8 protein-coding genes are annotated in these 12,398 nt (G+C 62.2%); 1 reads left to right on the top strand and 7 read right to left on the bottom strand.

Annotated elements, in window-relative coordinates; all coding sequences use genetic code 11:
* Positions 1-56: 56 nt before the first annotated feature.
* Both ycaC and CKW24_RS10675 read right to left on the bottom strand, forming a co-directional pair.
* Positions 57-683, bottom strand: coding sequence for an isochorismate family cysteine hydrolase YcaC (gene ycaC / locus CKW24_RS10680; RefSeq protein ID WP_095167725.1), 627 nt, complete (start codon positions 681-683; stop codon positions 57-59).
* Positions 684-895: 212 nt separating this feature from the next.
* The gene (locus CKW24_RS10675) at positions 896-1,762 is read right to left on the bottom strand and encodes a pirin family protein (protein WP_095167724.1); all 867 of its coding nucleotides are present in this window, start codon (positions 1,760-1,762) and stop codon (positions 896-898) included.
* Between the two features lie 104 nt (positions 1,763-1,866).
* On the opposite strand from CKW24_RS10675, the gene CKW24_RS10670 reads away from it, so the two are divergent.
* Positions 1,867-2,775, top strand: coding sequence for a LysR substrate-binding domain-containing protein (locus CKW24_RS10670; protein WP_095167722.1), 909 nt, complete (start codon positions 1,867-1,869; stop codon positions 2,773-2,775).
* 43 nt (positions 2,776-2,818) lie between these two features.
* On the opposite strand, the gene CKW24_RS10665 is transcribed toward CKW24_RS10670, so the two are convergent.
* The 5 genes from CKW24_RS10665 to CKW24_RS10645 form a co-directional block, all read right to left on the bottom strand.
* Complete coding sequence (locus tag CKW24_RS10665; RefSeq protein ID WP_095167720.1) at positions 2,819-6,064, bottom strand: transporter substrate-binding domain-containing protein; 3,246 nt, start codon at positions 6,062-6,064, stop codon at positions 2,819-2,821.
* Between the two features lie 12 nt (positions 6,065-6,076).
* On the bottom strand, positions 6,077-6,724 hold the full coding sequence (locus CKW24_RS10660) for a response regulator transcription factor (protein WP_095167719.1): 648 nt from the start codon (positions 6,722-6,724) through the stop codon (positions 6,077-6,079).
* 135 nt (positions 6,725-6,859) lie between these two features.
* A complete protein-coding gene (locus tag CKW24_RS10655; protein WP_095167717.1) occupies positions 6,860-7,294 on the bottom strand; it encodes a chemotaxis protein CheY in 435 nt (144 codons plus the stop codon).
* A 125-nt stretch (positions 7,295-7,419) separates the two neighbouring features.
* A complete protein-coding gene (locus CKW24_RS10650; protein WP_095167715.1) occupies positions 7,420-8,622 on the bottom strand; it encodes an EAL domain-containing protein in 1,203 nt (400 codons plus the stop codon).
* Between the two features lie 141 nt (positions 8,623-8,763).
* Positions 8,764-12,390 carry a transporter substrate-binding domain-containing protein gene (locus CKW24_RS10645; protein ID WP_095167713.1) on the bottom strand — a complete coding sequence of 1,209 codons (3,627 nt, stop codon included), beginning with the start codon at positions 12,388-12,390 and terminating at the stop codon, positions 8,764-8,766.
* Positions 12,391-12,398: the final 8 nt, after the last annotated feature.

Genomic DNA, 12,398 nt, shown 5'->3' with positions numbered 1-12,398 from the left:
CTCCTACAGGGGGTGAGGGATGGCGTACGGAATCGGGGTACGCCACCCGGGCAAGGTTACTTGCTGTTGGTCAGGGTGTTGTAGCTGGTCATCAGGTTGCGGTAGTCCGGGATGTGGTTGGAGAACAAGGTGCCCAGCCCTTCCACATCGTTGCGCCAGTCGCGGTGCAGCTCGCAGGCCAGGCCGAACCAGGTCATCAGTTGGGCGCCTGAGGACGACATGCGATCCCAGGCCGATTGCCGGGTCAATTCGTTGAAGGTGCCGGACGCGTCCGTCACCACGAACACCTCAAAACCTTCGGCCAGGGCCGAGAGAGCCGGGAACGCCACACAGACTTCAGTCACCACACCGGCGATGATCAGTTGCTTCTTGCCAGTGGCCTTGATTGCCTTGACGAAGTCTTCGTTGTCCCAGGCGTTGATCTGGCCAGGACGGGCAATGTACGGCGCATCCGGGAACAGTGCCTTGAGCTCGGGCACCAGCGGACCGTTGGGGCCGGTTTCAAAGCTGGTGGTCAGGATGGTCGGCAGCTTGAAGTACTTGGCCAGGTCGGCCAGGGCCAGCACGTTGTTCTTGAAACGATCGGGGTCGATGTCGCGTACCAGCGACAGCAGGCCTGCCTGGTGATCCACCAACAGAACGGCGGCGTTATCCTTGTCCAGACGCTTGTAAGAAGTAGTCATTGCAGTAGTCCTCGCGTGTTATCGATGCCGAGTGAGCGTCGGCGTTGGGTACCCGGCCCGTGCTGGAAGTCCAGCACGGGCTGTTCGTTCGCTACCTGTGAACCCTTACAGCCCAAGGAGCGTAGTCATGATGTGAAGCGGCACCACTGCACCCGGGCCAAACCGTCAATTGTCGGATCAGTGGCCGGTTGCAGTGGCTGGCGCGGCAGGGGTCAACCCTGCATCTGGCCGAAGCGTCCGGACTGGAAGTCGGCGAACGCCTGGTGAATCTCTTGTTCGGTGTTCATCACGAACGGGCCGTGACCGACGATCGGCTCGTCGATTGGCTCACCGCTGAGCAGCAGCACCACGGCATCGCCGTTGGCCTCCAGGCTCAGTTGGTCGCCATTGCGTTCGAACAGCGCCAACTGCCCTTGACGCACCAGTTCCTGGCCGTTGACCTGAACCGTGCCGCGCAGCACCACCAGGGCGGTGTTGCGACCTTCGTGCAGGTCCAGGTTGAGCACCTTGTCGGCATTCAGGCGGATGTCCCAGACATCGATCGGGGTGAACGTGCGCGCCGGCCCCTTGCGACCGTCGAACTCACCGGCAATCAGACGCAGGCTGCCGGCCTTGTTCTTCAGGGCGATGCTGGGGATGTCTGCATCGAGGATCGTCTGGTAGCCGGCCTCGGCCATTTTGTCCTTGGCGGGCAAGTTGACCCACAGCTGGACCATCTCCAGGGTACCGCCCTTCTTGGCGAACGCCTCGGAGTGGTACTCCTCGTGCAGGATCCCGGAGGCCGCGGTCATCCATTGCACGTCGCCAGGGCCGATCTTGCCGCCGCTGCCGGTGGAGTCGCGGTGCTCCACTTCGCCGTCGTAGACGATGGTCACGGTTTCAAAACCGCGGTGCGGGTGCTGGCCAACGCCGCGCCGGGCATTGGTGGGGGTAAATTGCGCAGGACCGGCATGATCGAGCAGCAGGAATGGGCTGATGTGCTTGCCCAGGTTGTCGTAGGAAAACAGTGTGCGAACCGGGAAACCATCGCCCACCCAGTGCGTTTTTGGGCTGGTGTAGATACCGATGATGTTTTTCATGGTGCCTCCGAATGGGTTGAGTCAGAACATGGACAAAGCTTAAATCCGCCACCTTTGATGGGATAGACTGCAAAAATCGCTCTTAGCGTTCTATTTGAGGAACGATAGTGGAAGACCTGAACACCCTGTATTACTTCACCGAGGTGGTTGAACACGGCGGATTTGCCGCGGCCGGGCGTGCCTTGGACATGCCGAAATCCAAGCTCAGCCGGCGTATCGCCCAGCTCGAAGAGCGCCTGGGCGTGCGCCTGATCCACCGCTCCAGCCGGCATTGCTCGCTCACCGAAATCGGCCAGGCCTATTACCAGCGCTGCCTGGCGATGCGCGTGGAAGCGGAAAGCGCCGCCGAACTGATCGAGCGCAATCGCTCCGAACCCCAGGGCCTGGTGCGCATCAGTTGTCCGACCGCGCTGCTCAACTCCTGGGTCGGGCCAATGCTGACTCGCTACATGCTCAAGTACCCGTTGGTGGAGTTGTTCATCGAGAGCACCAACCGCCGCGTCGACTTGATCCACGAGGGGTTTGATATAGCCCTGCGCGTGCGTTTTCCGCCCTTGGAAAACACCGACCTGGTGATGAAAGTGCTAGGCAACAGCACCCAGGTGCTGGTGGGCAGCCCGGCGTTTGCCCAGCGCTTGTCGGCGCCCGCCCTGCCCGCCGACCTGAGCGGACTGCCCAGCCTGCACTGGGGCGCGGCGCAACGGGAATACCAGTGGGAGCTGTTCGGCCCGGAAGGCGCCACTGCGCTGATCCGCCATCATCCGCGCCTGGTAACCGACGACTTGATCGCCCTGCGCACGGCCGTCCTGCAAGGCCTGGGAATTGCTCATCTGCCGGCCGTGGTGGTGCGCGACGACCTGGCCGCCGGGCGCCTGATCGAACTGGTGCCGGGCTGGGCGCCCAAGTGCGGGATTGTCCATGCGATCTTCCCGTCGCGTCGCGGTTTGTTGCCGTCGGTGCGCGCCCTGATCGACTTCCTGGGAGAAGAATTCAGCCACAGCGACATCGCGTAGGAGCAAGGCTGGCCCAAAGGCATTGCTCCGGACTGGGATTAACTCACGTGGCTGAGCCTTTGAGGTGCTGATCCAGCCGTTGCATGGCCGACCCCAGATCTTGCACCGCCTGCTCCAGGGCCGCACTGCCGGCGGATTCCTGGCAGGCGGACTCGAGCAGCTCGCAACCGTGAATCAGTTGCCAAGCCCTGACCATGTTTGCCCCGCCCTTGATGCGGTGAGCCAGTTCCAGCAAGCCTGGCACATCGCCTCGTGCATGCAGTTCCTGCAGGCGCGCCATGTCCTCGGCATTGCTGGCCGCCAATTGCACCAGCAGAGCGTCGATCATCGCTGGATCATCCCCGCTCATCTGCCGCAGCCCACTGAGGTCGATACCAGCCGCGGCATCACCGACTGACACAGGCGACAACGGCCCGTCGGGGTTGAGTGCGCCCCGCGCAAGGGCGGCACCGAGGTCGCGCAGGCCAATGGGCTTGAACAGGCAATCATCCATCCCGGCCTCAAGGCAACGGATCTTTTCCTCGGGCTGCGCGTTGGCGGTAAAGCCCAGGATCAGGCAGCAAGGCAAGCCCAGGCGGCGCTCTTCGTCGCGGATCGCGGCCGCCAATTCATAACCATTGAGCGCGGGCATGTGGCAGTCGCTGATGACCACGTCGAACGCCTGGTCACGCCAGGCTTGCAGCCCTTGCGCGCCATCGTTGGCGACCTGCACCTGATGCCCCAGATGGCTCAGTTGTTGGGCGAGCAACTGGCGATTGGCCGGGTAGTCATCCACCACCAGCACATTCAACGAGCACCCTGGTTCCGCTGTCGGCACGTCGCTGCCGGGCGGCAACTCGCTCAAGGATGGCAGCGTGGGTAGGTCGAGGGTGACTTCGACCCGGGTACCACTGCCCAGCACACTGCTCAGTTGCAGTTGCCCCGCCATCATTTCGCACAAGGAGCGGCTGATCACCAGGCCCAGGCCCGAGCCACTGCGCCCGTGCTGCGAGCCCTGGGCTGCCTGCACAAAGGGACTGAACAGGCGTTGTTGGTCAGTGGCGCTGATGCCGATTCCGCTGTCCTCGATCAGCACCTTGACCGCCACATGCCCGGCAATGTTGCCTGGTACCACCCGCAACCTCAGGCGAATGTAGCCGGCGTGGGTAAACTTGATAGCGTTGCTCAACAGGTTGGACAGAACCTGTTTGAAACGCATCGGGTCGATCAACACATCACGCTGGCAGTGCACGTCCAGTTCCACCTGCCACTCCAGGTTTTTCTGCCGCGCCAGGCCTTCGAAAACTGCACTCAACGATGTCACCAGCAGCCGCAGGTTGGTCCGCTCCGGCACCAGGGTCAAATACCCGGACTCGATCCGCGAGATGTCGAGAATGTCGCCAATCAGCTCCAGCAGGTGCTGCGCGGCATTCGATGCGACCTCGATCGCGACGCGGTCGGTCACCCCCTGTTCGGCACTTTTGCTCGCCAGCTCCAACATGCCGATCAGCGCGTTCATCGGCGTGCGGATTTCATGGCTCATGGTTGCCAGGAAGGTGCTCTTGGCGCGGTTGGCGTCGTCGGCGTCGGCCCGGGCCTGCTGCACTTGATCCAGCAACAGTTGCCGCTTGCGGATCAACTGCCGCTGATAAGTGATCCAGCCCAGCGCCAGCAGCAACAACAGGCTGGCGGCCACAAAACCTTGGATGATCGGGGTGCGATAGCGCGCCCAATAGCTGTCGTTGACCGGCTGTCCAGTGCGCCAGCGGTTGGCCAACTCGTCCATTTCCTCCGGCGCAATACTGAGCAACGCCTTGTTCAGGATCGACTGCAGCTCAACCGCCCCACGTTGCGTGGCAAAGCTGATGTGCACCGGTTCGGCGCCCACGGTACTGGCCACCTGGAGCTGGTCACGGTATTGCCGGGCAATGATGTAGCGCGCGCTGATCAAGGTATTCAACGCCGCCTCCGCCCCGCCGCTGGCCACCAGCGCCATCGCCTGGGCGGGACTGTCGACCTCGATGAAGCGCACGTTGGCGGCCTGGCTGCGGATCAGCTCGCGTTGCGGGTTGCGGCTGACCACCGCCACCCGCTTGCCCGCCAGATCCTTGAGCGTGACCGGGGGCTGGTTGCCGATCGCGCAGACCAATACATAAGGGTTGATCAGATAAGGTCGAGTGAACCGCAGCAAGGCCTGGCGTTCGAGGGTCGGGGTGATTCCGGCCAGTACGTCCAGCTCGCCGGCCTGGAGCCGGGCGATCTGGCCACCGAGGGAGTCACCCGCCAGCGCCTGGAATTTCAGCCCGGTGCGCAGGCTGATACGGTCCAGGACCTGGGCGCCGAGCCCCGCAAACTGTGCATTTTCGTCCTCATACGATAGCGGTGCGAAGTTGCGCAGGAAGCCAACCTTGACCTGGGGGTGTTGCTCCAGCCATCGCTGCTCGCTCGCGCTCAACTGCACCTGTTGGTTGTCGCCAAAACTGCTGCCGGCGCTCCAGCGGCGCAGGATGCTGGTGCGCTCCTGCTCGGGAATCGCCGCCAGCGCGGCGTCGATGATGCGCCGCAACCGCGGGTTGTCGACACTCAGGGCAAAGCCGAACGGGTTGACTTCCAGCCGCGCGAATTGAGCCAGTTGCACGTTGCTCAGGTAGTGGTTGTTGATCAGGTAGCTGGCGCTGATGGAGTCTCCCAGGTACACATCCGCTCCGCCAAACGCCACCGCGCCGACTGCGTTCAAGGTCGACTGATACAACTCCAGGTGCGCCTTGGGATAAGCGGCCCGGATAGTCTGCGGCGGCAGGTAATGGTCGAGCATCGCCACCCGCAGGTTCGCCAGATCGGGGGCCAGGCGCGCATTGTCGCCCCGGCGGGTCACCAGGATGGGCGCATCCTCGGCATAGGCGCGGGACATCACCAACTGCGGGTCGGCCGCTTCAAAACCATTGGCCGCCCCCAGTAGATCGACCTCGCCCCGTTTGAGCGCGGCAATCACCGCCTGACGCGAATCGTAGCGTTGGACTTCCACCCGGATATGCAGCAACTGGCCGATCAACCCGGCAAAATCGGCGGTGATACCCTCGAAATTATCCCCATTGATCGTGTTTTCGAAAGGTGGGTAATCCGGCGCCGAAGCGCCCAACCGCAAACGGCCCTGGGTCCTCAGCCAGCGCCGGTCGGTTGCCGCGAGCTCGACCCGATAACCTTCGACACTCGAGCGCCCCAACAACTGCAAGGGTTGCGGTCCGGCGGCAGGGCTGTTCGCCGACCACCACAGGTTGAGCAACGTCAACAGCAGCAGCCAGGCGCGCATGTCGATAGCCCTTCAGATCAGATGATTGCGCTGGGCAAAATCCCTCAAGTGGACCAGGGATTTCACGTTGAGTTTATCGATCAGGCGGGTCTTGTAGGTGCTGACTGTCTTGTGGCTCAGGTGCAGGCGCTCGGCGATTTCCTTGTTGCTAACACCACGGGCGAGCGCCTGGAAAATGCTCAGCTCGCGGTCCGAGAGCGTGTCGATCATCTTCTGCTCGTCGAGTTGCACGCTGCTGAGATTGACCGTGCTGGTATCCAGCCGGGGGAAATAGGTGTAGCCACTGAGCAGCGCTTGAACAGCTTTGCGCAGCTCCTGCAGGTCGTTGGTTTTTTCGACGAAGCCCATGGCACCGACCCGGGTGCAGCGCTCCATGTAAAACCGCGGTTCGTTGGCGGTGAACACCACCGCCCGCGTAGGGATCTGTTCACGCTGCAGGCGGCTGAGAAAGTCCAGCCCGCTGAGCCCTGGCATATTGAGGTCGAGCACCAGCAGCGAGGGCACGTGCTGATGAATCATCTGCAGGGCCTCAATCCCGCTGGAAGCCTCCAGGATGGTCGTGAAGACCGGCCGGTCGCGGGCGTCCTTGAGGGCTCCAAGCATCATTTTCAGAGCGGCACGAATTACCGGATGATCATCGATGATCAACAGTGAGCTCATGGATAGTTCCTGATGTACACGGCGTGCGCCAACGCAGGCGCTACGGCTGCGCCAAGACTATTGCACGGGGGATGACGCCCGGACTACCTGTCAGATCTGACAGTTCCGACGAACGGTAGTCCAGTTCAAGGCTATTCAGGCGCGCAAACTGTCACGCGGCCAGCCATGTCCACGCTCGGACATTGGAATAGGTGTATCGACCCGCCGCATCAGGCTCTCCAGGGTTTCCTGGTCGGGTAGACGGGCCTGGTGGAGCCGCACCTTGCGCTGTGCAACGGCATACAGGGCGGGCAGCCCGGCCTGCTCGGCATCGTAGATCAAGGCATGACGGATCTGCAGGTTGTCCTGGCACAAACCCAACGGGTCCAGCCCGCCGCTGGTGGTCAGGTTGGCATTGAGGATGACCAGGTCAAAGGGCTCGCAGCCGTACTCCACCACAATCAGCAGTTCTTCGAGCGAGTGCACGGGAGCAATTCGGTAGTAACCGAGCTGGTTCAGGCCACGTTCGATTTTCATGCGATGAAAATGCTGCTCATCGGCGATCAGGATGCGTAAGGCTTTATTTGGCATGGTGACTAACTCTGCAAAGACAATGCGACCGGTCTTTAACCAGCCCTTTCAAGAGGCTGCAAGACTAAGCGCAACATCGCGACGTTTCTGTAGGACTATTCCTAAAGAAACAGTTCCATTCTCGATCAGGTTTTTTGTTGCCCGAGCGCAGACGCCTGCAGCCAGCGCAACAGATCGGGGCCGCTCATGGGGCGGGCAAACAGATAGCCCTGGGCCTGGGTACAGCCCAAATCAAGCAACTGCTGGCGCTGCTGCTCGGTCTCGACCCCTTCGATCACCACCGACATGCCCAAGGCCTCCCCCAGGGCCAGGGTGCTGCTGATCACTGCCCGGCAACGCGGCTGATCCTCAAAGGTGCGGACGAACTCGGCGTCCAGCTTGATCTCGTTGAACGGCAGTTGGCACAGGCGCTGCAACGAGGAAAAGCCGGCACCGAAGTCATCGATCGACAGCTGGCAGCCCATCATGCGCAAGCGCACCAGACTCTCAAGGCTGGTAGCCGGGGCTTCCAGCAGGCCGCTTTCGGTCAGTTCGAAGGTCAGGCTCGAGCCTGGCGTGCCCTGCAGCGCAAGAATGCCGCGGATGGTGGGGACCAGTTGTGGATTGGCCAATTGCTGGGCGTGCAGGTTGAACGCAACGTTGACCGCAAAGCCCTGCTCACGCGCCTGGCGTTGCAGGGTCAGGGCCTGGTCGATCTGGGTGAACAACAGCGAATCCAGCAAGCCGGCACGCTCAAGCTCCGGCAGGAACGCTACGGGCGACAGCACCCCACGAAACGGGTGATTCCAGCGCACCAGCACTTCCACGCCACAGACCGCGCCGCTCAACAGGTCGACTTTAGGCTGGTAGTAGGGTTGGAACTGACCATCGTGCAGGGCATGGCGCACTTCGTTGGCACAGACTGGCGGCGGTGCTGGCTGCGGCACTCGCTCTTCGCGGGGACTGATCAGGTGTTTTTCCAGCAACTGGCCCAGCGCCTGCGGATGCAAGGGTTTACCGACATCCCCCAGCAGCCTGAGCCCCGACAACGCCACGATCTGCCGCACCGCGCGGCGCAGGTCCGCCGACAGTGAACTACTGATGATGATCGAGCCGACTAACCCGGATTGCCCGACTTGGCGGAAGAACTCCAGGCCATCCATACCCTCCATGCACAGGTCACACAGGGCAATGTCCACGGCACCTACTTCATCCAGGACCGCCAGCGCCTGCTCGCCATCACTGGCCTGGAATACCGCCTCGCAGCCCAATTGCGTGAGCATCTTGACCGCTACAGCGCGGACAAAGGGGTGATCCTCAAGTACCAGAACCCTGATCGGCAGTATCATTTGGGCGGCCCGTTGCGTAAAAAAGATACCTGATTATCACCGCCCGCTTCCTGAACTTAATTAGGAAACGTCCTAAAACTTGTAGGAAATTTCCCAGAGTTACCCATTTGCCCTCGCAATCGCGCTGCCCCCCCTTGCCGCTCAGCCCACCTGTTGCTCCAGGGTTTCGCCCAGGCGCTCCATGGCCTGCTGCAATGCATCTACCGCAGCCGTCAGTTGCGCCTCATCGAACCCCTCGCAGGCCGCCTCCAGACGTTCACAACAGTGAATCAGCCCTTGCGCCTTGATGATCCGCGCCCCGCCCTTTACCCGGTGCGCCAGGTCTGCCAAACCGTTGACATCATGCCGGGTGAACAACTTCAGTAGCCGCGACATGTCCTCTTCGTTGCTGCTGGCCAGGTCCCCGAGCAGGTTGCGGATAACCGTGCGGTCACCCCGGGTCAGCTGTTCGAGGTTGTCCAGGTCGATGGCATCGGTGGGCTCGCGACGCTCCTCGAGGGTCGGGACGGGCAAGGTATCCGGGGCCACGGACGCCAGGCACGCACTCAAGTCCCGCAGGCTGATGGGCTTGAACAGGCAGCCATCCATCCCGGCCTCGCGGCAACGGACTTTTTCCTCCGGCTGCGCGTTGGCCGTGAAGCCCAGGATCAGACCGGGCTCAATGCCCCTGGCGCGCTCTTCGGCACGAATCGCCTGGGTCAGTTCATAGCCGTTCATCAGTGGCATGTTGCAGTCGGTGATGACCACATCGAAATGCTGACTGCGCCAGACACACAAGCCGTGGGCGCCGTCCTGCGCTTCCTTGACCCGATGCCCCAGGTAAGTCAGTTGCTGGGACAACAACAGGCGATTGGCCGGGTAGTCATCAATCACCAGGATATTCAGCTCCTGGCCCTGCGCCGCGGGCGCTTCCTTGTCCTCAAGGGCGGTAGCCAGGGGTTCGAGAACTGGCAAGTGCAGGCCCACCTCAATCTGCGTGCCTTGGCCCAGCACACTGGACAGTTGCAGCGTGCCGCCCATCATCTCGCACAGCGTGCGACTGATCATCAAGCCCAGGCCGGAGCCGCTGCGCGCCGACTGCAGGTTGTTGCTGGCCTGGCTGAAGGGACTGAACAGGCGTTGCTGGTCTGCCAGGCAAATCCCGCTGCCGGAATCTTCCACCCGTACGAGCACCGTCAGCCCCTGGCCGTCATCGCCCGGCGTGACCTGCACCCGCAGGCGCACCTGGCCCTTTTCAGTGAACTTGATGGCATTGCTCAGCAGGTTGGAAATGATTTGCTTGAAGCGCAGCGGGTCGACCAGCACATCCTGGTTGGCGGCGGCATCCACCTCCAGGTGCAGGTGCAACTGCTTCTGACGGGCCAGTCCTTCGAAAATCCGTGCACCCGACTCCACCAGGGCGCGCAGATTGGCGCGCTCGGGCGCCAGCGTCAGGTGCCCGGACTCGATACGCGAGATGTCGAGGATGTCGCCGATCAACTCCAGCAGGCCTCGCGCCGCGCCTGAGGCCACCTCGACGGCAAAGCGGTCCATGATCCCTTGCTCGGCCTTTTTCATCGCCAGTTCGAGCATGCCGATCACCGCGTTCATCGGGGTGCGGATCTCGTGGCTCATGGTCGCCAGGAAGGTGGTCTTGGCCCGATTGGCCGCGTCGGCCTCGTCCTTGGCTTCGCGCAACTGTTCCAGCAACTGCTGACGCTCGCTGACGTCGATCCAGCCACCGATAATGCCTTTGACCTGGCCGGCGCTGCCCCGGTAGGGCAGCATCCAGTGATAGATGGTGCGCACATCCGTGGCCGACAGGGTCAACTGCCGATCGAGCACTCGCGGCAACCCCTGCGCCATCACCTGCAGATACTCTTCGTGGAAAACCCTGGCTTCGACCACGCTCTTGAGCTTGCCGGTGATCACGGTCTTGCCGACGACCGACTCGCGCTCAACCCCGAACACCTGCAAATAGGCGTTGTTACAGACCATCAGGCAGCCCTGGCGATCGCGCACATAGATCGGGTGCGGCGTACCGTCGATCAACACGCGCATGAACTCCAGTTGATCGCCGAGCGCCTGTTCGGCCTGCTCGCGTTTGTGAATCAGGCGACGCAGGTAACCGATCCACACCAGCGCCACCACCAACAGCAGGCCGGCAATGGCAAAACCCTGGATGATCGTCGAACGGTAGCGCAGCCAGTAACTGTCATCGACCACCACCTCGCTGCGCCAGCGATTGGTCAGTTCGTCCATTTCTTCCGGGGGGATGCTGAACATGGTCTTGTCCAGGATCGAATGCAGCTCCCGCGCCTCGCGCCCGGTGGCAAAGGCCATATAAGCCGCAGACGTGCCGACGGTACTGGTGATCTGCAATTGGTCGCGGTACTGCCAGGAAATCATATAGCGCGCGGTAATCAACGCACTGACCGCAGCATCCACTTCGCCGCTGGCCACCATCGCCATGGCCTTCAGGGCGTTGTCTGCCTCGAGCAGCTGAATGCCCGGATAACGCGCGGCGATCATGTCCTTGACGGCGCTGCCCTGGGTCAGGACCAAGCGCCGACCATCCAGTTCATCCAGGGTCGCCGCCGCGTTGTCGGTCGTGCGGCTGACCAGCACGTAGGGGGTATTGAGATAAGGACGGGTGAAGCGCAGCTTGCCCTCTCGCTCGGCACTCGCGGTCAGGGACACCAGCAGATCGGCCTGGCCCGATTCGATCCGCTGGACCAGCTCAGGCACGGCAAAGCCTCGTTGAATGTCGAATTTCAAGCCGCTGCGCAGGCTGATCTTGGCCAGCAGATCAGCCGTTACCCCACGAAACTCACCCTCGCTGCTGTAGAACGACAGCGGTACAAAGCTGCTGTCGACGGCCACCCGCACCCGGGGATGAGCGTCCATCCAGCGCTGTTCGCTGGCCGTGAATTGCACGCGATTTTTCCCCGAGAGACTGGCGCTGCCGGCATTCCAACGCCGCAGGATGGTCTGCCGTTCTTCCGCGGGTATGGCGGCCAATGCGGCATTGATCAGGCGTAGCAAACGCGGGTTGTTCCGGGCCAGGGCGAAGGAAAAATCGTTGACCTCCATGCGCGAGAAATCGACCAACTGCACGTTGTTCAGGTAGTTTTTCAGAATCAGGTAGTTGGCGCCGATGGCGTCGCCGATGTAGACATCCGCCTGGCCAAACGCGACCGCGCCTATCGCACTCAGGGTCGAGGGGTACAGCTGCAACTGCGCCTTGGGGTAGAAGGCCTGCACCTGGTCGGGAGGCAGGTAGTAATAGACCATGGCCAGGCGCTTGCCCGCCAGGTCCGGGGTGACTTCCCGGGGAGCATCGATCCGGCTGACCAGGGTCGGCTGGTCATCGGCATAGGCGTTGGACAGCACCACCTGCGGGTCGGCGACCTCGAAGCCGTTGGAGGTGCCAAGAAAATCGATCTGGCGCGCCTTGAGTGCCGCGATCACTTCGCCCCGCGAGCCGTAGCTGCGGACCTTGACCTCGACTCCCAGCAATTGCCCGAGCAGGTACGCATAGTCGGCGGTGATGCCTTCATAATCGCGGCCATTGCTGGTGATTCCGAACGGTGGGTACTCAGGCTCCGATGCCCCGAGCACCAGCGTGCCCTGCTTGTGCAACCACTGCCGGTCGCTGTCGTCGAGTTCGACCTGGTAACCCTCGACCGTGGAGCGTCCCAGCAGTTTGTAGGTCAAGGGCTCGGCCGCCAGCAGACTGCTCGCGAGCGACAGGAGCACGACGCCGAGCGCGCCCAGGTACCTTCCCATGGACCTCA

This window comes from Pseudomonas sp. Irchel 3H3, assembly GCF_900187635.1.
In the GTDB taxonomy this organism is placed as follows: domain Bacteria; phylum Pseudomonadota; class Gammaproteobacteria; order Pseudomonadales; family Pseudomonadaceae; genus Aquipseudomonas.
The sequence above is the reverse complement of the archived record's forward strand: the minus strand, read 5'-3'. Positions and strand labels throughout refer to the sequence as shown.